Source organism: Streptomyces sp. NPDC001750 (assembly GCF_042892615.1).
Lineage (GTDB): Bacteria > Actinomycetota > Actinomycetes > Streptomycetales > Streptomycetaceae > Streptomyces.
In genome coordinates this window covers 58,073-78,232 of record NZ_JBIAUE010000008.1, presented here as the reverse complement: position 1 = coordinate 78,232, position 20,160 = coordinate 58,073, and the positions used below count along the sequence as shown (strand labels likewise).

Below are 20,160 nucleotides of genomic sequence, written 5' to 3'. Positions count from 1 at the left end.
CGGCCCCTCTTCGCACGCCCGGCCCCTCCGAGCGCGTCCGGCGCCGCGGGCGGACGGGGCGTCAGGTCGTGTCGGGGTAGATCACGGCCCGCCGCCCCCTGGCGCGTCTGCCGACGACGGCCGCCGCCGCGACCGCGCTGCCCACGAAGGCCAGGGCGACCGTCCACGGCCGGTCGAAGACATGACGGGTGGCGTGGTCGAGCGAGTACCGGCCGGGGCCGGCCAGACCGATCGCCGCGGCGGTGAACCCGAGGAAGGCCGGGTACTCGTAACCGCCGCCCTGCGCGAAGAAACCCGCCGGGGCGTGGACGGCCACGGCCCCCGCCATCGCCCCGGCCGCCGCCGCACCGGCCGCCGCCGCACCGGCCGCCGGTGTCGCGAGGCCGAGGGCCAGCAGCGCTCCGCCGCCCGCCTCGCCGAGCCCCGCGGCGACCGCGCTGTGCTTCGGCGGATGGAACCCCATGGCCTCCATCGCGGCGGTGGTTCCCGCGATGCCTCCGCCACCGAACCAGCCGGCCAGTTTCTGGGTGCCGTGCGCGGCCAGTACCGCGCCGGTGCCGACGCGCAGGGCGAGCAGACCGAGGTCACGCCGGTCGGGACGGGACATGGCACTCTCCGCGGGGCTCGGGGCTCGGGGTTCGGCGTCCGGCAATCCGGAGCGGGGCCGGCGGCTCCCGGAACGGGACGGCCGCCCCGCCTCCCACTCTCCGTGGTGCGGGCCGCCGGTGTGACCCGGGACTACGCCGCCCGGGGGACGCGCCGGACCGCTCCGCGACGAACGCCATTATGCAACTTGTTGCACAATGACATCCCGGTGGTCTACAACTGGCGCAACGACACCGCGCGAGGAGCCGCCGCATGAGCCCGTACCCGAATCTGCTGAGCCCGCTCGATCTCGGGTTCACCACCCTGCCCAACCGGGTGCTGATGGGGTCCATGCACGTCGGCCTGGAGGAGGCCGAGGGCGGCTTCGAGCGGATGGCCGCCTTCTACGCGGAACGCGCCCGGGGTGGCGTCGGCCTGATCGTCACGGGCGGCATCGCCCCGAATGCCCGGGGCTGTTCCGCGCCCGGCGGGGCCAGGATGACCACCGAGGCGGAGGCCGAGCGGCACGCGGTGGTCACCTCCGCCGTGCACGCGGCGGGCGGCCGGATCGCCATGCAGATCCTGCACTTCGGCCGGTACGCGCACCACCCCGATCTGGTGGCGCCGAGCGCGCTCCGGGCGCCGATCAGCCCCTTCACACCGCACGCCCTGACCGACGACGAGGTCGAGAAGACCGTCGAGGACTTCGTCCGGGCCGCCGAGCTGGCGCGGCACGCCGGGTACGACGGCGTCGAGATCATGGGTTCCGAGGGCTACCTGATCAACGAGTTCGTCGTCGCGGCCACCAATCACCGCACCGACCGCTGGGGCGGCTCGTACGAGAACCGGATGCGGTTCCCGGTCGAGATCGTGCGCCGGGTCCGCGAGCGGGTCGGTGACGACTTCATCCTGATCTACCGGCTCTCGATGCTGGATCTGGTGCCCGACGGCTCCTCGTCGGAGGAGGTCGTGCGTCTGGCGCGCGCGATCGAGTCGGCCGGGGCCACGATCATCAACACGGGGATCGGCTGGCACGAGGCCCGCATCCCCACCATCGCCACGTCCGTGCCGCGCGGCGCCTACACCTGGGTGACCGAGCGGCTGCGCGGATCCGTGTCCGTGCCGTTGATCACGAGCAACCGCGTCAACACGCCCGAGCTCGCGGAGGAGATCCTGGCCTCGGGCCGGGCCGACATGGTCTCGATGGCCCGGCCGTTCCTGGCCGACCCCGATTTCGTGGCGAAGGCGGCCGCGGGGCGCCCCGAGGCGATCAACACGTGCATCGGCTGCAATCAGGCGTGCCTGGACCACGTGTTCGGCGGCCGGGTCACCTCCTGCCTGGTCAATCCGCGCGCCTGCCACGAGACCGAACTCGTCCTCTCGCCGACCCGGACGGTCAGGCGGCTCGCGGTGGTGGGCGCCGGACCCGCCGGGCTCGCCTGCGCCGTCACGGCGTCCGAGCGCGGCCACCGGGTGACCCTCTTCGACACGGCGGACGGGATCGGCGGACAGCTCGACGTGGCGCGCAGGGTTCCCGGCAAGCAGGAGTTCGACGAGACGCTGCGCTACTTCCGTACCAGGCTCGCGGAGGAGGGGGTCGAGCTGCGGCTCGGCACGCGGGCCACGGCCGAGATGCTCGAAGGCTTCGACGAGGTCGTCCTGGCCACCGGCGTCACGCCCCGCTCCCCCGCGATACCGGGCCTGGACCATCCGAGCGTGGTCGGCTACCTCGACGTCCTGCGCGACGGGGCGCCGGTCGGCGACCGTGTCGCGATCATCGGGGCGGGCGGGATCGGCTTCGACGTGGCGGAGTTCCTGACCGACCCGGGCGACGGCGCGAGCGCCGACCCCGAGGCGTTCTTCCGGCGATGGGGCGTCGACACCGCCCTCCGGGAACGGGGCGGTCTGCGGACCGCCGAACGCGCGGCACCTGCGCGCACCGTCCACCTCGTCCAGCGCAGGCCCGGCAAGGTCGGTGCGGGGCTCGGGAGGACGACCGGCTGGATCCACCGCACCGAGCTGCGGCACCGGGGCGTGACGATGATCGCGGGCGCCGCCTACGACCGGATCGACGACGAGGGCCTGCACCTCACGGTCGACGGCGAGCGGCGCGTCCTGCCGGTCGACACCGTGGTGGTCTGCGCGGGCCAGGAGCCGCGCCGCGAGCTGTACGAGGAACTGCTCGCGGCAGGCCGTCGGGTGCATCTGATCGGCGGCGCGGACGTGGCCGCCGAGCTGGACGCCAAGCGCGCGATCCGCCAGGGCACCGAGGTCGCGGCCGCGCTCTGACGGAGCCGGCTGCGCCATGAGCGGGCGGGAGGGCCCGGGCGGCACTCCCTAGGATGCACCCCATGTCACTCCCGCACGCGATCCTGACCGCCCTGCTCGAAAAGCCCTCGTCGGGGCTGGAGCTGACCCGCAGGTTCGACCGGTCGATCGGCTACTTCTGGTCCGCCACGCACCAGCAGATCTACCGCGAGCTGGGGAAGCTGGAACGGACCGGGCAGATCCGGGCGCTGCCGTCGGAGCAGCCGGCCCGTGGTCGGAGGAAGGAGTACGAGGTGCTGCCCGCGGGCCGTGAGGAGCTGGCCGCGTGGGTGGCCCGCTCCGAGGACCCCAGACAGGTCCGCGACCCGTTGCTGCTGCGGATCCGGGCGGCGGCGGTCGTCGGCGCCCCGGGGCTGGACGCGGAGCTGCGCCGCCATCTGGAGCTGCACCGACGGCAGCTGGCGGAGTATCTGGAGATCGAGGAGCGGGACTTCCCGCCCGGGCGGGATTCCGAGCCGGACCGCTTGCGGCATCTGGTGCTGCGCGGGGGGATCGATCTGGAGAACTTCTGGATCGGGTGGCTCACCCGGGCCCTGGGCGAGAACGAGCGCGAAGGGCCGGGTACGGCCCCGGCGGTGCCGGACGTCCGGGACGGCGTCGGCCGGTCCGGCACGCGGCGTGCGCCGCGGCCGGACGCCTCACACCCCTGACGAGGCGTACGGGGGCTCGGTACGGGCTCCCGGTACGGGGGCGTGGACCTCGGGCGCGACGGGAGCGGCGGACCGGGGCACGGCTGCGGGCGCCGGCGCGCCGCCCGAAGCGCGCCGCGGACGCCGCGTCGGCGCCGACCGCACGCGGCGCAGCGGCAGGACCGCGCACGCCACCGCGAGGAGGGCGCCGACCACGATCGAGTCAAGCCAGTAGTGGTTGGCGGTGCCGACGATCACCACAAGCGTGACGAGCGGATGCAGCAGCCACAGCCAGCGCCACCGGGTACGGGAGGCGGCGATCAGCCCGGCGGCCACCATGACCGCCCAGCCGAAGTGGAGCGAGGGCATCGCGGCGAACTGGTTCGCCATCGTGTCGGTCGCCGGGTCCGCGCCGTACACCGACGGTCCGTACACCTGGCCGGTGTCGACGAGTCCGGCCTCGGCCAGCAGCCGGGGCGGGGCGAGCGGGAACAGCAGATGGAGCGCGAGCGCGGCGCCGGTGAGCGCGGCGAGGACCCGGCGCGACCACACGTAGTGGCGCGGGCGGCGCCAGTAGAGCCACGCCAGGAACAGGAGCGTGGCCGGGAAGTGCACCACCGCGTAGTAGGTGTCGGCGAGACGGACCAGCGTCACGTCGTGCAGCAGCAGGCCCTGGACCATGCCCTCGCCGGGCAGCCGCACGGCCCGTTCGAGGTCCCAGACACGACCGGCGTTGTGGAACGCCTCCTCCACGTGACCGTTCGCGACCCGTCGGCCGAGTTTGTAGAGAGCGAAGAACCCGACGACGAGCAGAAGCTCGCGGACGAGCGACGGCCGGGCGAAGCCCTCCGGCTCACGGTCCGCGGGCCCGCTACCGGCATGCATCACCCGGCGCCCCTTTGCTGACGAAGCTGTGTCTATCGGCGGCGTGGTCGGACGCACGCCAAATCGATACGCCAGTGTACCGATACGATTGCGTATCGGTACGCGTGCGTTTCGGTAGACTGGCGTATCGATGGACCTCGTCGCAGCCGGCCGGGAGGACACCGCAATGACGTCGCAGCGCACCGCGCACGCACCGGCGCACCCGCCGCGCCGCTCGAAGATCACGCCGGAGCGCGCGCGGGAGTTCTACGCGGCCGTGCTGGACATCCTCCGGGAGTCCGGGTACGAGGCCCTCACCATGGAGGGGGTCGCGGCGCGGACGCGCTGCGGCAAGTCCACCCTCTACCGGCAGTGGGGTTCGAAGCCGGAGCTCGTCGTGGCGGCGCTGCGCGGCACCCGGCGGTCGGAGCTCCCGCACGTCGACACCGGCACGCTGGCGGGGGACCTCCGCGAGGCCGCGCGCGTCATCGGCGCGGGCTCGGGCCGCGAAACCCAGCTGATGCATGCGCTCGGCCACGCCGCACTGCAGAACCCCGACCTGCTGTGCGCGCTGCGCGAGGCGCTGATCGCGCCGGACATCGCGGCGATCGAGGCCATGGTGCGGCGCGGCGCGGCGCGCGGCGAGATCCCGGCGGACAGCGCGGCGGCGGAGTACGTCTCCGCGCAGCTGCTGGGCGTGCTGCGCGCACGGCCGCTGCTGGACGGGAGGTTCGCGGACGAGGCGTATCTCGTCCGCTTCGTGGAGAGCGCCGTGCTCCCCGCACTCGGACTGGGCGCCCCCGGTGCCCCGGTCCCCGAGGACGTGGGCCGTCGCCCGAGCGGATGACGACGGCCCACTCGCGCCGCACCGTGGGGACGGGGGCGGCGTACGAGCCGGGCGGCCGGTGGTTCCCCCGGGAGCCACCGGCCGCCCGCGTTCCGGCGGCGCTCCTCGTTCCACGGCACCTCGCGTTCCCCGCGTGCGTCCCCGGCGCCCCTCGCTCACCGAACAAACGATTGGTAGATTGCCCTCGATCGGCGCTCCCCATCGGCATCGGCAGAGGCGGACGGATCATGGACAGCGACGGACCCTTCGACTTCTCGGGACGGGCGGTGATCGTCACCGGCGGCACGAGGGGCATCGGTGCCGCGATCGCCGGGGCATTCCTCACCGCCGGGGCCCAGGTGCTGGTCTGCGGGCGCACCGAACCCCCCGAACCGCCGCGGGGCGGGGGCCGCCGGGCGCATTTCCTGTCGGCGGACGTGCGCGATCCCAAGGCCGCGGGAGCGCTGGTCGACGGGGCGGTGGAGCGGTTCGGCCGGCTGGACGTTCTCGTCAACAACGCGGGCGGCTCCCCCGACTCCGACGCGGCCACCGTGTCGCCGAGGTTCGTCGAGAAGATCGTCGCCCTCAATCTGCTGGCTCCGTTCTACGTGGCCCAGGCCGCGAACCGGGTCATGCGGGAGCAGCGCACGGGCGGCTCGGTCATCAACATCGGCAGCGTCTCCGCACACACCCCGCAGCCGGGCACGGCCGCCTACTCCGCGGCGAAGGCCGGCCTCCTCGCGCTGACCCGGGCGCTGGCCCTGGAGTGGGCGCCGAAGGTGCGCGTCAACCACATCACCACCGGCCCGGTCCGCACCGAAGGCGCGGCGTCGGTGTACGGGGCGGACGAGGGCGCCGCGGTGGCCGGGGTGATCCCGATGCGGCGCATGGCGGTGCCGGACGACGTGGCGCACGCCTGCCTGTATCTCGCGGGCGGCCCGGCCCGGTACGTCAACGGCGCCGACCTGGCGGTGCACGGCGGGGGCGAGGTACCGGCCAGGTTCCTCGCCGTCCGGGGCGACCCCCCGGGCAGGTTCCCGGGCGACTCGGCGGGCGGCTTCCCCGGCGCATAGGGCACATCGCCACCCGCCCTCACGGATGCGCGGCAACGATCATTCTCGTCCGCTTGACGATATCGACTCCACCCCCTTATCGTCTCCATGACGAAATCTAGGGGGTTCTCCACATGGCCGACATCACCCGGCGTCTCGGCTGGTGCCATCTGCGTTCCGCGCCCACCGCCCACATCCGCCACCACCGGCGCGGACGGCTCGCCCACGACGGTCCGGGGCTGAGCTTCTGGTACCGGCCGCTGACCGCCGCTCTCTCCGAAGTACCGGTGAACGACCGCGAGTTGGCGATGGCCTTCCATGCCCGCACCTCGGACTTCCAGGACGTCACCGTGCAGGCCACCGTGACGTACCGGATCAGCGACCCGGCCGAGGCCGCCGCCCGCCTGGACTTCTCCATCGACCCGGACACCGGGGCCTGGCGCGGCGCACCGCTGGAGCAGATCGCCACCCTGCTCACGGAGACCGCTCAGCAGCACACGCTGGACGTGCTGGCCCGGACGGCACTGGCGGAGGCGCTGGTCGACGGCGTCGCGGCCGTACGCGACCGGGTCGCGACCGGGCTCGCCGCCGAACCCCGGCTGCCCGCCACGGGGATCGACGTGGTCGCGGTCCGGGTGGTCGCCATCCGCCCCGAGGCAGAGGTGGAGCGTGCCCTGCGCACCCCCGCCCGCGAGCAGATCCAGCAGGAGGCCGACCGGGCCACGTACGAGCGCCGTGCCGTGGCCGTGGAACGGGAACGGGCCATCGCCGAGAACGAGCTGGCCAGCCAGATCGAACTGGCCCGACGCGAGGAGCAGTTGGTCGAACAGCGGGGCACCAACGCCCGGCGCGAGGCAGAGGAGAACGCGGCGGCCGACAAGGTGCGCGCCGAGGCCGAGGCGGCGCGCAAGGTGCGGCTGGCCCGCGCGGAGGCCGAGGCGGCACGCGAGGTCGGTGCCGCCCGCGCCGAGTCGCAGGCCGCCTGGCTGCGGGTGCACGGCGAGGTGGACGCCGCGACGCTGCACGCCCTGACGGCGACGAGGCTGGCGGAGAACCTGCCGCGCATCGACAGCCTCACCCTCTCCCCCGACGTGCTCACCGACCTGATCGGCAGGTTCGGCAGGATCGGCCGGGAGCCGCGGGCATGAGTCTGGCGCCGCGCGCGGTGCTGGTCCATCGCACCACGGAGTACGAGGAGTTGCTGGCCCGGCACGGTACGCACGGCCAGGCCGAGTTCTGCCTCTCCAGCCGGGGCCGGTCGATCGGCGAGGTGGTCGCGCGGCACCGGCACACCGGGCGGGCGCTCGACGACGTGGCGGCGGCCGTGCCGTTGCAGTGGCGGCGGTCCCGGGTGGAACGCGCCGATCTCGACCGTTTCCTGTTCGGCCCCGAGGACGTGGTGGTGGTCGTCGGACAGGACGGGCTGGTCGCCAACACCGCCAAGTACCTGTCCGGCCAGCCCGTCGTGGGCATCGACACCGATCCCGGGCGCAATCCGGGGGTGCTGGTGCGGCACCGCCCGTCCGACGCGGCCGCCCTGCTCCGCGCGGCCGTGTCGCCGGGCGGCACGACGGACGACCTGACCATGGTCGAGGCGGTCGCCGACGACACCCAGCGCCTCCTCGCCCTCAACGAGATCTACCTCGGGCCGCCCGGCCACCAGACCGCCCGGTACCGGCTCGGCCCCGACGCGCCCGGCGGGCCCACCGAGGCGCAGGCCTCCTCCGGGGTCCTGGTCGGCACCGGCACCGGCGCCACGGGCTGGATCCGTTCGCTGTGGCAGGAGCGGAGCAGCGGGCTGCGGCTCCCCGCGCCGGCCGACGCCCGGCTGCTCTGGTTCGTCCGCGAGGCGTGGCCGTCGCCCGCGACCGGCACCTCACTGGTCGCGGGCGAACTGGAGCGGGGCCACGGGCTGCGGCTCACGGTCGAGTCCGACCGGATGGTGGTCTTCGGCGACGGGATGGAGGCGGACGCGCTGGAGCTGACCTGGGGTCAGTCCGTACGCCTCGGCATCGCCGCCACGTCGCTGCGGCTGGCCGTCTGAGGCCGCGCCCCCGGGACGCGCCCCGGGGGGCGCAGGCCCGTACGACCGGTCACCGCGTGCGTGATCACCGCCCGTTCACGGGGCCGCGGGCGATGAACGTAGGCTTGCCCCCCGGCACCACCGATGGACACCGGGCACCGCGGCGCCCCGCGCTCACCTGCCCGAACGGTCCCGCGCACGCCCCCGAGGAGCACCATGCACACCACCCCCGCCGACTCCCCCGCCCGCGACTCCCGCCCGCCGGTGGCTCAGGCGGCGCTCGGCGTGGGCATCGTCGTGCAGGACGCCCGGGGGCGCGTACTGCTCGGCATGCGCCACGGCGGCACCTGGGAGCTCCCCGGCGGCAAGGTCGACCCGACGCACGAGTCCATCGCCGAGGCGGCCGTACGCGAACTGCGCGAGGAGACGGGACTGGAGGTCGGCGTGGACGACGTGACGGTCTACGCCATGCTCCACGACGTGGTGGCAGGGATCAACCGGGTGTCGATGGCCGCCGCGGTGACGCTGGAGTCGGGAAGCCCGCGGGTGACGGAGCCGCACTTGATCAGCGCCTGGGAGTGGACCGCGCTCGACGCGCTGCCGGAGCGGATGTTCGGTCCCTCGGCCCAGGTCCTCGCCGCCTGGCGCCCCGACCTCGCGATCGAGCACCCGCCGGCGCACCGGCTGGCGATCGCGACCACCGCGGCCGACGCCTAGTGCCGCTCCCGGCAACATTTGCCCCGTCGCGGCGTTCGGTGCGGTGCATCGCAAGGCGGAGGCTCGCCCCCGTACGGGACGTACTCGGGTGATGCGACAACGCGGCGAGGTGCCGTGCCGGGCGTCGCGAGCCGGTGAACCTCTCCGGCCACAGCACTATTTTTTTTTCCTGGCTCGGCCGACGACCGCACCGGCCCGCTCCGCCCGCCGGGTGCCGGGGCCGGCATCGCTCAGCCGGGCCCCGGGCCGGAGCCGCGGCGCACGACGGCCAGGACGGCCATGTCGTCCTGCTGGCCGTCGCCGGTCCACCGGGCCACATCCGCGATCACCGCGCGGACCAGGTCGTCCGCGTCCATGGGACCGGCGCCGGCGAGCACTGGCGAGGCGCAGGGGTCGTAGAAGGTGCCTGTCCGGTCGCGCGCCTCGGTGACCCCGTCGGTGATCAGGAGCAGCAGCGCACCGGGCGGCAGCGGGACGACGTCGGTGCCCGTGGCCCCGTCGGGTGGTGCGACCGCCCCGAGGCCCATGCCCAGGGGGAGCTGCGGGGCGGTGGCGTCCAGCCGTACGACCGTGCCGTCGTGGATCAGGTAGGGGCCCGGATGGCCGCGGTTGACCAGCCGCACCAGCTCACCGCCGCCGGGCACCTCGGCCAGCACCGCCGTGGTGAAGTCCTCCTGGGCCAGATCGTTCCCGCCGCGTTCGGCCTCCCGGCTGAGCGCGACGTCCAGCCGCCGGGCCAGCTCGGCGAGGGTGGGGGCGTTCTCGGCCTCCTGCCGGAACGCGCCGATGGCCACCGAGACCGAGGCGACGGCCTGCACCCCCTTGCCCTTCACGTCCCCGATGATCATGCGGACGCCGTAGGGGGTCTCCTGCACGGCGAAGAGGTCGCCGCCGATCCTGGCCTCGGCCTGCGCGGCGGTGTATCCGGCGGCGACGCCGAGGGGTCCGGCTCGTCGTGGCGGGTCCGGCAGGACCGCGAGCTGTACGGCCTCCGCGATGCCCCGGGCCCTCGCGAGGTCCCTGCCCTGGCGCCGCAGCAGGAGGTTGACCCCGAGGGCCAGGACGCCGATCAGGCCGACCACGGCGAAGTCGACGGAGCTCGCCGAGACGGGGCGACGCTGCGCGAGATCCAGCAGCGCCGAGAAACCGCAGGCCACGGCAGCGACGACGGCGCAGGCCCGGAACGACAGCATGGCACCGGCGACCAGCGGGGCCGCGGCCAGCAGTGGGAGCCCCATGTACGGTTCGGGTGCGAAGACGTTCAGCAGCACGCCCACCACCAGGGCGGGCACGGTGAGCAGCCAGCCCACCCAGACCGGTGGGCGGCGTCCCGCCGTCACGCGCGCTCCCCGCGCTTCTCCCAGCACATCCAAACACCCCGAAACGCCCCGAAATGTTCTGAATCAAAACGTATCACTCCGGAGATCCGCGAACGTGCCGCCGGGAGCCGCGCGGGCTGTGCACCGGTGCCAGTACGCCTGCCGGGCCGCCCGCCGGCCGGACGCGGCGGATCCGGATCAGCCCGCCGGGCGGCCCGGCAGGCGCGCGCCCGCTCCCGCCCCGACGGCGCGGCCGGCCATCCAGTGGCCGACCAGGTCGCCGTAGAGCGGACTCGTGGCGAGCAGTTCGCCGTGCGTGCCGACGGCGGTCCGCTCCCCGTCCAGCACCAGGATCCTGCGGCCCCGCAGAGCCGAACAGAAGGCCACCGCCCGGCGGGCCGGCATCACGCTCAACACGGCGAAGCACTAACGACCTCGTCCACGATTGTCAGCGGCATCGCGGTGTCCGGGACCTCCGCCTCCGGCGTTGTCGTCAGTCCCCGACGCTCCTTCCCCAAGCTCTCAGCTGCGTTCGAGCAGGGGAGGCCCCATCCGACTCCCTCCTCCGCCTTGGATTCGAAGGCCCCAGACGCCGCTCCTTCCTCCACTGCCAATCGTGGACGAGGTCGTAACTGACCGGGTCAAGACCAAGTACCAGGACGCCGGGCGGCCGACCTCCACCACGATCGACCTGGCACTACGGGTCCGGGAGGACGGTTGGGCCCACCCGGGCGTTCGTCCGTGACCTCGGTCCGCCCCCGTACCGGGGTCGAGGGGAAGGCGGAGCGCTCAGACCGGAAGGGTGCCGATCCGCCGGCGGGCGCCGTCGAACAGCATCGTGAGGCGCTTCTGCCGGTGCGCCTCGCCGGCGCGTTCGAGGTGGCGGCGTCCGTACGCGGAGCGGTCGAGGAGCAGCGAGGCGGCGAGGTTCTTCGCGACGACGGGCGGCACCGCCCACGGCGACGTGATGGGCAGACGGAGGTCTTCGAGCCCCTTCCTGCCCAGGAAGTACCTCAGCATGCTGAGCAGACGCGCCCGCGCGTACGCCGCGCGGAGTGCGTTCAGCCGCCCATGGTCCAGATGGCGCACGCCTTCGACGATCGCCGCGGTGAGGTCGCCGCCCGCCGGTGTCTGACCGTCCTGGGCGAGGAGCACGTGGTAGTTGAAGACGTTCTGCTCGCGTTCGGTGTCGAAGAGCCAGTCCTCGTTCACCCCCAGCAGCAGGCCGACGTACTTCCACAGGTGCATCACGGCGAGGGAGTCCGCGGCACTCACGTGCCGGCCGAGGAAGCGGGCCCCCAACAGGAGCGTGCTGTTGAACAGGCCCAGTGTGGCCGCCTGATCGGACTGGTTGACCGGCAGACCCCATTCGCCCACGTCCCAGCGCCCGTTGGTCTCGAAGCGGTCGTTGATCAGCGCGTGCATCGCCCGCACGTGAACCGTGAGCCTGAACCCCTCCCCATCCCTCCTCAGCCCGCCCGGACGGGTGATCGCATGGGTCCATGTCTCCGTCTCCCCGAGCCGTCTCATGGCCGTCGAACCCGACAGAGCACCCGTCGCGACCAGCAATTCGGCGGGCCCGCCGAACCGGTAGCCGCCGATCAGCGACAGTTGCAGCAGAACGTCCGTCGTGGTGCGGCCCAGGCGGCGGACCACGCCGGCGCCCCGCTCGATCAGATCGAAGTCCACCCACGGGGGCACGTCGTCGACCAGCGCGAAGAACCGCACGAGTTCCGGCGGCGCGTCGGGGACGGCCCGGACGCCTTCGTCGAGTGCCTTCCTGAACTGCGCCATGGTGACCCGCCCGGTACCCGAGCAGCCGCGTCTGCGCATGGCCCGGGCCAGTTCCGCCCCGGGCTCGTCACGGGCGTACATGCGCCGACCGATCAGATCGAGCAGGTCCTCGTCGATGTCGTGGACGCCCGCGACGCGGCGCAGCACCCTGCCTATGCGGAGACTACGCTCCGGAGCCCTGCGGAAGCGGCGTGGATACGGCGACGCCGCTCGTGCCTCTTGTGCATGGGATGGCATCACGTTTTGATGCTGACACGACCAATTACTCGCGTTCAATTCGCGTTTTCCGGAGGGAAGGGTGACCCTCGGCTCGCGGCATCCGGCCAGGAGAACGCCCGACAGGACCATTCCCGCGCCGTGGTCGAACGGATCCTTGAGCAGCTGCCGCGCGCCGCCGTCCGCAGCGGGCCGACTTCGTGAGGCGCATCGACGACCTGGTCACCACCGCGCTCCTGTTCCGGCATCGTCCCGCCGACCGGCCGGTGGACTCGATCGCCTGGGTCCTCGTGCGCACCATCGAGTCGGTGACCGTCGGATACGGAGGGCTGTGACCAGCACTTCCGAGACCCGCCCCAGTGCTTCGGCCGGCACCGGAGCGGTGCGGTCGGCGAAGGTGAGTCCTCACGCGGCGGAACGATCAAGCTGCGGAAGACTTCGTCGGCGACAGGGGAAGGGGCCGTCATGGTGTGCGATGGTGCTGCCGCGGCCATCGGTGCCCCATGGTCGGCGCATCCGCAAGTGATGGTGGGGAACCGGAAGCGGTCTGCAGCATCGGTGCGTACTGGCTCACCGGGAGTGTCTGGCCGATCGTCGTCGCGTTCGGTGCGGTCCTGGCCGTGCTGGTGGCAGGTGTCGTCCGGCGGCGGGGGTGAGCGGGCGGGCCGGCACGACGGATCACAGCCGACGATCGGCACAGCACGCTGCCGCGCACGCCGAGAGCCGCCCAGGTGAACCCTTTGGCGAATCCCGTGCCGAGGACGACAATCCGCAGGACTCAGCCCAACGCCCTGTCGAGGTTGAACGCGGCGCTGATGAGTGCCAGGTGAGTAAAGGCCTGGGGGAAATTGCCCACTTGTTCGCCGGTGCGGCCGATCTCTTCGGCGTACAGCCCGACGTGGTTGGCATAGGTGAGCATCTTCTCGAAGGCGAGCCGGGCCTCGTCCACACGGCCGGCTCGTGTGAGCGCCTCGACGTACCAGAACGTGCAGATCGAAAATGTCCCCTCCTCACCTCGTAGTCCGTCCGGACTGCTGTGGGGGTCGTAGCGGTAGACCAGGGAGTCGGACACCAGCTCCTCGCCGAGGACGTCCAGAGTAGAGAGCCATTTCGGGTCGGTCGGAGAGATGAACTTGGCCAACGGCATCATGAGGACGGCGGCGTCGAGGACGTCTTCGCCCTCGTGCTGGACAAATGCCTTCCGCTCGGTGGACCAGCCCCGCTGCATGATGCGCCGGTAGATCGCGTCGCGGGCGTGGGCCCATCGGGGCATGTCCGCGGGCAGACCCCGATGGGTCGCGATGCGTATCGCTCGTTCGATCGCGACCCAGCACATCAACTGCGAGTACAGGAAGTTCTGAATCTTGCCACGGGTCTCCCAGATGCCCTCGTCCGGCTGGTCCCAGTTGTCACAGACCCAGTCGACCAGGGTGCCGACGGCGTCCCAGTGTTCACTGGACAGGGGCTGACCCCACTTGTCGTAGAGGTAGAGCGAGTCGATGAGGGCTCCGTAGATGTCCAGTTGGAGCTGGTTGACGGCGTTGTTGCCGACCCGGACGGGGGCCGACCCCAGGTGACCCTCCAGGTGGCGGAGCTCCTGCTCGGGAAGTTCACTGCGACCGTCGATGCCGTACATGATCTGCAGCGGGCCGCCGGAGCTCTCCTTCAGGGCGATGTTTCCGGACAGGAAGCGCACGAAGGCCTCGGCCTCGTCGGTGAAACCCAGCCTGAGCAGCGCGTAGATACAGAACGCCGCGTCCCTCACCCACACGTATCGGTAGTCCCAGTTGCGCTCGCCGCCGACCTGCTCGGGCAGGCTGGTCGTAGGGGCAGCCACGATGGCGCCGGTCGGTGCGTAGGTGAGGAGCTTGAGGGTGAGCGCGGAGCGGTGCACCATCTCCCGCCAGCGCCCCCGGTAACGGGAGTGCGACAGCCACGCACGCCAGTACCGCACCGTGGCGCCGAACAGTTCCTCCGCCTCCAGCACGGGACAGGACCGCGGCTCCACCCTGCCGCCTATCCTGTCGAGCGCGAAAACCGCGGCCTTGCCCTCGTCCAGCGTGAAAACCGAAACAGCGTCCCGACCGTCGATTTCGACAGGAACGCTGGACGTCAGTGCCATCGTGAGATCCGGGGAGTCGAACACTGTGTGGCCCTGTTGCATACTCACTGTGTGCGTACGCCGGCCGTAGTCGAACCGGGGAGCCACGCGAGCGGTGAACGGCATCGACCCGCGCACACAGAGAACCCGCCTGATCAGACGGTGGCGGCCGGCCTCGCGCGAGTCGTCGACGATCGGCATGAAGTCCTGGACCTCGCCGACACCGTTGTCCGCGAAGAACCGGGTGATCAAGATGTTGGTATCGGGAAAGTAGAACTGCTTCGTCCGAGCGGGTACGTCCGGTGCGAGCTCGAACGCCCCACCGCGGTCGGCGTCCAGGATCGCCGCGAACACGCTGGGCGCGTCGAACCGCGAGCAGCAGTACCAGTCGATGGTGCCGTTCGTACCGACGAGAGCGGCGGTGCGCAGGTCGCCGATCAGGCCGTGCTCGGCGATGGGCATGTAGCGTGGCGCATCGGCCCTGCAGGGGCGGAGGCTGTCACCAGTGGTCATGTGACCTCCCCGGCGCTGGGGAGCGGGAGCGGTTCGCTTAAGGCTACCTCCGAGCCCTTGCGGGCAGCGAACGCGCCATCCGCCCACTGCCGCACGAGCCCCTCGATGCTCTTCTGTCTGCGGGTGCCGAAGATGCAGCGGGCGCTGAGACCGCGATGCGGGCGTTCCTCCGCGTCCGGGCCCGCGCGAAGTACGCGGTAGCCACCAGCCGGCGCGCCCGTCCTGCCCGCGCCCTGCCACGCCTGTCGGGCTCCCGGGAAGCATCCCGATCGCAAGCCCCGGCCGCGCCGCCGGGCGACCCGCACCCGCCCGCACGACGTCCGGCACCTGTTCGCCGCCGTCCCGGCGCACAGGCCGAGGATCTCCCGCCGGCCCTCGACCGTGACGGCCAGCGCCACGTGGACGGGTCGGTTGGCGACGGCGCCGTCGCGGATCCTCGCGTGGATGGCGTCGGTGAAGACCCATGGATGAACGACGCCGTTGCGGGAGTGCCGCCGTCGATGCCCGCCGGATCGTGGATCGGGAGTTGCACCGAACGATTTACAGTCCCGTACCAGGAGGTCGACGCCGCCCGTACGGCCGATCGCCAACGGCACTCCCGGAACGACGGTTCACGGAAGAACTGCAGTCCTGGATCACACACGAAGAGAAGAATGCGCGCGAAGGTTCGTTTGCACCTTTCGGAGCCTCCGGAGCTTCATCGTTCACCGCACGTCCGCCACGACGCTGAAAACTTTTCTTGAAAAATGACCGATATGCGGCTTCGACTTAACCGGATCGCGACCTGACCAGCCTTGACGTGCCACACGGGCAGTTGGAATCGTCAGCAGCGGCGCTGCCGAATCATGCGGCTGCCTTGAACTGGCTTACTCCCACGCGAGGTTGTCGCTTCATGCCCGGCGCACTGCTCACTCCTGCTTCGCCTGCTCGTGCAGCTCCGTCAGCACACCTCAGGCTCGTACACCGGAACGGTTTCGCGCAAATCATTTTCTGACCGTCCGAGGATCCGCACGTCCCGTCCGAGCGCTCACGACCCGGTACCCGGTCAACGCGGCCAAGTGTCCAGTCGCACACCGGATGTGCAGACCGATACGCCCCATATCACGAAAGGCCGGCTAACAGTGCTGCGTTACCTCGCCCGCAAAGCAGTCGGCTGGTTTTTGATGATCGCCATCGCGACCAACCTCACGTACTTCCTCGCTAACGCATTCCTCAAACCTGCGTCGAACTACACCGCGTTGCGACCGCCTCGAACTCCAGCCCAGATCAACCATTCGCTGGCGCTTTACAATCTCAATCCGGACAAACCGATCATGGATCGGTGGTGGCACTGGATATCTCGGATCGTGACTCACTTCGATTGGGGCCAGTCGCCGACCGGGGGCAGCGTCAACGACCAGGTCGCCTATCGGATCTCCGTCAGCGGCCAACTGGTCCTGGGCGCGACGATCCTGTCCATCGTCATCGGAGTCGGGCTGGGCGTCTACACCGCGTCGCGCCAGTACAAGGCCGCCGACCGGCTGTGGCAGGGGCTCTCCGTGCTCTCCTTCAACACGCCCTCCGCGGTGGCCTCCCTCGCGGTGGTGCTCGCGGCCATCGCGCTGAACCAGGCCCTGGGCAGCACGCTGCTGCCTGTCGCCGGAGCGCAGAGCCCCGACGTCACCGGGTTCTGGTCGGTCTTCGGCTCCAGAGCGACGCACGCGATCCTGCCCACGATCTCGCTCACGTTCATCTCCTATGCCGGATACCACCTGTTGCAGCGATCGCTGCTGCTGGACAACATCAACTCCGACTACGTCCGTACCGCACGGGCCAAGGGATTGACGCGGAAGCAGGCCATCTACCGGCACGGGCTGCGGACCTCGATCATCCCCGTCGCCACTCAGGTCGCGTTCGCGATGCCGGCACTGTTCACCGGCGCGGTGATCACGGAGACGGTCTTCGCCTGGCACGGAATGGGTGAGTACTTCACCAAGACCATCAGCACGAACGACGTGCACGGCGTCGTCGCTGTCGCAGCCTTCGGTGCCCTCATGACGGCCATCGGCGCGATTCTGGCCGACCTCGTCATCGTGGCCCTCGACCCCAGGATCAGGGTGAGCTGACGTGGCCATCAACATGCCCGGTGCCGGACCCGACGCCGAAGAGGTGCGCCCCGACAAGGCTGAAGCGCAGGAACCGGGGAAGACCGGCCCCGGTGGCAAGCGCCTCTCCCCGTCCAAGCTCTACATGCGGCGCTTCGCGCGCAACAAGGCGGCGCTCGGCGGCCTGGTCCTCTTCGCCCTCCTCGTGTTGTTCTCGCTGTTCGGCCGGTACCTGACCCACTGGGACCACGTGGAGGCGGACTTCACCGCGCTCTCCGTCTCCCCCGGAGTCGGCGGCCACCTGCTGGGCACCAACGGCGCGGGCAACGACGTCTACGCCCAGCTCGTGCACGGCCTCGGCAGATCGCTGATCATCGCTGTGACGGTGTCGCTGCTGACCACCGCCATAGCCGGACTGTTCGGCACCACCGCCGCCTACTTCGGCGGCAAGGTCGAGCGGGCGATGCTCGGTCTTGTGCACTTCCTGCTCATCCTGCCCTCGTTCCTCATCATCGCCCTGGTCGGTACGCACTACCGCGGCGAGTGGCAGGTTCTGGTCGTGGTCCTCACGCTGTTCGGCTGGATGCTCACAGCCCGGGTGATCTGGTCCCTGGCCACTTCCCTGCGGGAGCGCGAGTACGTGATGGCGGCCCGCTTCATGGGCGTCAGCCCGATGCGCACCATCGTCCGCCACCTGGTACCGAACATCGGGTCCTTGCTCATCGTGACGTTCACCCTCGGTGTCGCCTCGACCGTGCAGGCCGAGACGGCGCTCTCCTTCATCGGTTTCGGCGTCAAGCAGCCCGACGTGTCGCTGGGCTCCATGCTCGCCGACGGGCAGAACACCCTGTCCACCGCTCCCTGGCTGTTCTACCTGCCCGCAGCCGTGGTGGTGCTGCTCACCGTGGCGATGGCGCTGATCGGCGACGGTCTGCGGGACGCCCTCGACCCCACCTCGCAGTCTGGAGGCCGCGCATGATCGAGCAGCGCGCTGTCACGACCAAGCCCGACAGCCGGCAGCCCCTGCTGTCCGTACGTGACCTGAAGGTGGCCTTCCCGTCGGAAGCAGGCCGGGTGGAAGCCGTCCGCGGCGTCTCCTTCGACCTGCACCGCGGCAAAACCCTGGGCATCGTGGGCGAGTCGGGGTCGGGCAAGTCCGTCACGTCCATGGCCGTCATGGGGCTGCTGCCCGACTACGCCGCGGTCACCGGCGAAATCATGCTCGGCGGGAAGAACCTCCTCGACCTCGACGACCGACGGATGTCGAAGGTGCGCGGTCGGCGCATCGGCATGATCTTCCAGGACCCGCTCTCGTCACTCACTCCGATCTTCAGCATCGGAGCCCAGATCGTCGAGGCCCTCCAGATCCACCAGGACATCTCGTCCGCGGCCGCCTGGAAACGGGCCGTCGAACTGCTGGACCTGGTCGGCATCCCCAACCCCGACCGCCGCGCCAAAGGGTTCCCGCACGAGTTCTCAGGCGGTATGCGGCAGCGGGCCGTCATCGCCATGGCGATCGCGAACGACCCCGACCTGATCATCGCCGACGAGCCGACGACCGCTCTCGACGTCACCGTGCAGGCGCAGATCCTCGATGTCCTCAAGACCGCCCAGCGCGAGACCGGGGCCGCGGTCATCATGATCACCCACGACCTCGGGGTGGTGGCAGGCTCGGCCGACGACGTCATGGTGATGTACGCCGGTCGGCCGGTCGAGCGTGCCGGGGTGGACGAACTCTTCTCACGGCCGCGCATGCCGTACACCATCGGCCTGATGGGTGCGATTCCTCGACTGGACGACCGCGACAGGGACGCCCTGACCCCGGTCCCGGGGACTCCGCCGCTCCTGGTGGACCTTCCCGACGCCTGCCCCTTCGCGGCGCGTTGCCCCGTGGTGCAGGACGCCTGCCGGGAGGCCGAACCACGCCTGCTGGCGATCGCCGAGGGCGACACCGGCGACGAGCACTCGGTCGCCTGCCGGCGTGCCGCGGAGATCAACGACGGCGCCATCGGCGGCCGGCCGATCTACCCCGTCCCGGTCGGCAGGGAGAACCGAGCCACGGCCGTCCCCCGCGAGGACCGGCCGAAGGTCCTGGAACTCTCCGGTGTCACCAAGACCTTCCCGCTCACCAAGGGCGGCCTGCTCAAACGCAAGGTGGGCACCGTCTTCGCCGTCAACGGCATCGACCTGGACATCCGCGAGGGAGAGACGCTCGGGCTCGTCGGCGAGTCGGGGTGCGGCAAGACCACCACACTGCTGGAGGTCATGGGACTGAAGCCGCCCGAGCAGGGCAGCATCGCCGTCTGCGGCCAGGACACCGCGGACCTGAAGCGGAAGCAGGACATCAGCTCCGTCCGCCGCAAGATCCAGATGATGTTCCAGGACCCCATGGGGGCACTGGACCCCCGGATGACGGTCTTCGACATCCTCGCGGAACCCCTCCGCGCGGTCGGTGAACGCGACAGGAAGGTGCTCGGCACCCAGGTGGCGGAGCTCATGGAGCTGGTGGGGCTCGACCCCGAGCACCGCGACCGCTTCCCCGCGGCCTTCTCCGGCGGGCAGCGGCAGCGCATCGGCATCGCCCGGGCGCTCGCCACGAAGCCGCAGCTGCTGGTTCTCGACGAGCCGGTCTCGGCTCTCGACGTCTCGGTTCAGGCCGGCGTCATCAACCTGCTCAACGACCTCAAGGCCGAGCTGGGCCTGTCCTACCTCCTCGTCGCCCACGACCTGTCGGTGGTGCGCCACATCTCCGACCGCGTGGCGGTGATGTACCTGGGGCGGATCGTCGAGATCGGCACCACCGACTCCCTCTTCGACGACCCCAGGCACCCATACACCAAGGCGCTCCTCTCCGCGATCCCCCTGCCCGATCCGGTCGCGGAACGCACTCGGGAACGAGTCCTGCTCAAGGGCGACCTTCCCAGTCCGACCGACGATCAGCCGGGTTGCCGGTTCGTCACCAGGTGTCCGCTCCACTTGGCGCTGTCGGAGCCGCAGAAGGAGCGGTGTCGCGGGGTCACTCCGCAGCTCACTGGGAGGGGAGACCGGGACCACCGCGACGCATGCCATTTCGCGGACACGACCACGTCTGTCGACAACTGAGCTGAAA

Annotated in this window: 18 protein-coding genes and 1 pseudogene; 12 read left to right on the top strand and 7 right to left on the bottom strand. The window is 71.2% G+C overall.

Annotated features, from left to right (window positions below):
- Nucleotides 1–61: 61 nt before the first annotated feature.
- Nucleotides 62–607, bottom strand: a complete 546-nt coding sequence (locus tag ACFYY6_RS15380) for a DoxX family membrane protein (protein ID WP_389193458.1) — start codon at nucleotides 605–607, stop codon at nucleotides 62–64.
- Between the two features lie 251 nt (nucleotides 608–858).
- On the opposite strand from ACFYY6_RS15380, the gene ACFYY6_RS15375 reads away from it, so the two are divergent.
- The gene (locus ACFYY6_RS15375) at nucleotides 859–2,874 is read left to right on the top strand and encodes an NADPH-dependent 2,4-dienoyl-CoA reductase (RefSeq protein WP_351523281.1); all 2,016 of its coding nucleotides are present in this window, start codon (nucleotides 859–861) and stop codon (nucleotides 2,872–2,874) included.
- A 62-nt stretch (nucleotides 2,875–2,936) separates the two neighbouring features.
- Nucleotides 2,937–3,563 carry a PadR family transcriptional regulator gene (locus tag ACFYY6_RS15370; protein ID WP_351523279.1) on the top strand — a complete coding sequence of 209 codons (627 nt, stop codon included), beginning with the start codon at nucleotides 2,937–2,939 and terminating at the stop codon, nucleotides 3,561–3,563.
- Here ACFYY6_RS15370 and ACFYY6_RS15365 read toward each other — a convergent pair.
- Complete coding sequence (locus tag ACFYY6_RS15365; RefSeq protein WP_389193455.1) at nucleotides 3,552–4,427, bottom strand: phosphatase PAP2 family protein; 876 nt, start codon at nucleotides 4,425–4,427, stop codon at nucleotides 3,552–3,554. The genes ACFYY6_RS15370 and ACFYY6_RS15365 overlap by 12 nt on opposite strands.
- 166 nt (nucleotides 4,428–4,593) lie before the next feature.
- Here ACFYY6_RS15365 and ACFYY6_RS15360 point away from each other — a divergent pair, with 166 nt between their 5' ends.
- The 5 genes from ACFYY6_RS15360 (at nucleotide 4,594) to ACFYY6_RS15340 (ending at nucleotide 9,024) form a co-directional block, all read left to right on the top strand.
- Nucleotides 4,594–5,253 carry a TetR/AcrR family transcriptional regulator gene (locus tag ACFYY6_RS15360; RefSeq protein ID WP_351523275.1) on the top strand — a complete coding sequence of 220 codons (660 nt, stop codon included), beginning with the start codon at nucleotides 4,594–4,596 and terminating at the stop codon, nucleotides 5,251–5,253.
- A gap of 227 nt (nucleotides 5,254–5,480) precedes the next feature.
- Nucleotides 5,481–6,305, top strand: coding sequence for an SDR family oxidoreductase (locus ACFYY6_RS15355; RefSeq protein WP_351635082.1), 825 nt, complete (start codon nucleotides 5,481–5,483; stop codon nucleotides 6,303–6,305).
- Between the two features lie 113 nt (nucleotides 6,306–6,418).
- On the top strand, nucleotides 6,419–7,432 hold the full coding sequence (locus ACFYY6_RS15350; RefSeq protein ID WP_388649036.1) for an SPFH domain-containing protein: 1,014 nt from the start codon (nucleotides 6,419–6,421) through the stop codon (nucleotides 7,430–7,432).
- Nucleotides 7,429–8,328 carry a hypothetical protein gene (locus ACFYY6_RS15345; protein ID WP_389193452.1) on the top strand — a complete coding sequence of 300 codons (900 nt, stop codon included), beginning with the start codon at nucleotides 7,429–7,431 and terminating at the stop codon, nucleotides 8,326–8,328. The genes ACFYY6_RS15350 and ACFYY6_RS15345 overlap by 4 nt, the downstream gene beginning before the upstream one ends.
- Before the next feature lie 195 nt (nucleotides 8,329–8,523).
- Nucleotides 8,524–9,024, top strand: coding sequence for an NUDIX hydrolase (locus ACFYY6_RS15340; RefSeq protein ID WP_389193449.1), 501 nt, complete (start codon nucleotides 8,524–8,526; stop codon nucleotides 9,022–9,024).
- Between the two features lie 230 nt (nucleotides 9,025–9,254).
- Here the strand turns inward: ACFYY6_RS15340 and ACFYY6_RS15335 are convergent, their stop codons facing one another.
- Both ACFYY6_RS15335 and ACFYY6_RS15330 read right to left on the bottom strand, forming a co-directional pair.
- Nucleotides 9,255–10,364: a PP2C family protein-serine/threonine phosphatase gene (locus ACFYY6_RS15335; protein ID WP_389193446.1), complete on the bottom strand. Its 1,110-nt coding sequence runs from the start codon at nucleotides 10,362–10,364 to the stop codon at nucleotides 9,255–9,257.
- 177 nt (nucleotides 10,365–10,541) lie between these two features.
- Nucleotides 10,542–10,760 carry a hypothetical protein gene (locus ACFYY6_RS15330; RefSeq protein ID WP_351523293.1) on the bottom strand — a complete coding sequence of 73 codons (219 nt, stop codon included), beginning with the start codon at nucleotides 10,758–10,760 and terminating at the stop codon, nucleotides 10,542–10,544.
- A 199-nt stretch (nucleotides 10,761–10,959) separates the two neighbouring features.
- On the opposite strand from ACFYY6_RS15330, the gene ACFYY6_RS15325 reads away from it, so the two are divergent.
- Nucleotides 10,960–11,088, top strand: coding sequence for a hypothetical protein (locus tag ACFYY6_RS15325; RefSeq protein ID WP_351523267.1), 129 nt, complete (start codon nucleotides 10,960–10,962; stop codon nucleotides 11,086–11,088).
- A gap of 44 nt (nucleotides 11,089–11,132) precedes the next feature.
- Here ACFYY6_RS15325 and ACFYY6_RS15320 read toward each other — a convergent pair whose 3' ends face one another.
- Nucleotides 11,133–12,284 carry an oxygenase MpaB family protein gene (locus ACFYY6_RS15320; RefSeq protein ID WP_388649030.1) on the bottom strand — a complete coding sequence of 384 codons (1,152 nt, stop codon included), beginning with the start codon at nucleotides 12,282–12,284 and terminating at the stop codon, nucleotides 11,133–11,135.
- 269 nt (nucleotides 12,285–12,553) lie between these two features.
- On the opposite strand from ACFYY6_RS15320, the gene ACFYY6_RS15315 reads away from it, so the two are divergent.
- The gene (locus tag ACFYY6_RS15315) at nucleotides 12,554–12,688 is read left to right on the top strand and encodes a hypothetical protein (RefSeq protein ID WP_351523264.1); all 135 of its coding nucleotides are present in this window, start codon (nucleotides 12,554–12,556) and stop codon (nucleotides 12,686–12,688) included.
- Between the two features lie 443 nt (nucleotides 12,689–13,131).
- Here ACFYY6_RS15315 and ACFYY6_RS15310 read toward each other — a convergent pair whose 3' ends face one another.
- Both ACFYY6_RS15310 and ACFYY6_RS15305 read right to left on the bottom strand, forming a co-directional pair.
- Nucleotides 13,132–14,967: a glycoside hydrolase family 15 protein gene (locus tag ACFYY6_RS15310; protein ID WP_351523263.1), complete on the bottom strand. Its 1,836-nt coding sequence runs from the start codon at nucleotides 14,965–14,967 to the stop codon at nucleotides 13,132–13,134.
- A 338-nt stretch (nucleotides 14,968–15,305) separates the two neighbouring features.
- A pseudogene (locus ACFYY6_RS15305) lies at nucleotides 15,306–15,425 on the bottom strand (transposase); the annotation flags it as partial.
- An 888-nt stretch (nucleotides 15,426–16,313) separates the two neighbouring features.
- On the opposite strand from ACFYY6_RS15305, the gene ACFYY6_RS15300 reads away from it, so the two are divergent.
- From ACFYY6_RS15300 to ACFYY6_RS15290, 3 genes are read left to right on the top strand one after another with little or no spacing between them, the layout of a single operon-like run.
- A complete protein-coding gene (locus ACFYY6_RS15300) occupies nucleotides 16,314–17,072 on the top strand; it encodes an ABC transporter permease (RefSeq protein ID WP_351523261.1) in 759 nt (252 codons plus the stop codon).
- A gap of 1 nt (nucleotide 17,073) precedes the next feature.
- The gene (locus ACFYY6_RS15295; RefSeq protein ID WP_351523259.1) at nucleotides 17,074–18,030 is read left to right on the top strand and encodes an ABC transporter permease; all 957 of its coding nucleotides are present in this window, start codon (nucleotides 17,074–17,076) and stop codon (nucleotides 18,028–18,030) included.
- The gene (locus ACFYY6_RS15290; RefSeq protein ID WP_389193441.1) at nucleotides 18,027–20,153 is read left to right on the top strand and encodes a dipeptide ABC transporter ATP-binding protein; all 2,127 of its coding nucleotides are present in this window, start codon (nucleotides 18,027–18,029) and stop codon (nucleotides 20,151–20,153) included. Before ACFYY6_RS15295 ends, ACFYY6_RS15290 begins: the two co-directional genes overlap by 4 nt.
- The last annotated feature ends 7 nt before the right edge of the window (nucleotides 20,154–20,160 follow it).

Excerpts from the sequence above, each read along its gene's own strand:
- ACFYY6_RS15380 (WP_389193458.1), bottom strand. The coding sequence starts at position 607 with ATGTCCCGTCCCGACCGGCGTGACCTCGGTCTGCTCGCCCTGCGCGTC.
- ACFYY6_RS15375 (WP_351523281.1), top strand. The coding sequence starts at position 859 with ATGAGCCCGTACCCGAATCTGCTGAGCCCGCTCGATCTCGGGTTCACC.
- ACFYY6_RS15350 (WP_388649036.1), top strand. The coding sequence starts at position 6,419 with ATGGCCGACATCACCCGGCGTCTCGGCTGGTGCCATCTGCGTTCCGCG.
- ACFYY6_RS15290 (WP_389193441.1), top strand. The coding sequence starts at position 18,027 with ATGATCGAGCAGCGCGCTGTCACGACCAAGCCCGACAGCCGGCAGCCC.
- ACFYY6_RS15310 (WP_351523263.1), bottom strand. The coding sequence starts at position 14,967 with ATGACCACTGGTGACAGCCTCCGCCCCTGCAGGGCCGATGCGCCACGC.
- ACFYY6_RS15370 (WP_351523279.1), top strand. The coding sequence starts at position 2,937 with ATGTCACTCCCGCACGCGATCCTGACCGCCCTGCTCGAAAAGCCCTCG.
- ACFYY6_RS15355 (WP_351635082.1), top strand. The coding sequence starts at position 5,481 with ATGGACAGCGACGGACCCTTCGACTTCTCGGGACGGGCGGTGATCGTC.
- ACFYY6_RS15340 (WP_389193449.1), top strand. The coding sequence starts at position 8,524 with ATGCACACCACCCCCGCCGACTCCCCCGCCCGCGACTCCCGCCCGCCG.
- ACFYY6_RS15360 (WP_351523275.1), top strand. The coding sequence starts at position 4,594 with ATGACGTCGCAGCGCACCGCGCACGCACCGGCGCACCCGCCGCGCCGC.
- ACFYY6_RS15365 (WP_389193455.1), bottom strand. The coding sequence starts at position 4,427 with ATGCATGCCGGTAGCGGGCCCGCGGACCGTGAGCCGGAGGGCTTCGCC.
- ACFYY6_RS15345 (WP_389193452.1), top strand. The coding sequence starts at position 7,429 with ATGAGTCTGGCGCCGCGCGCGGTGCTGGTCCATCGCACCACGGAGTAC.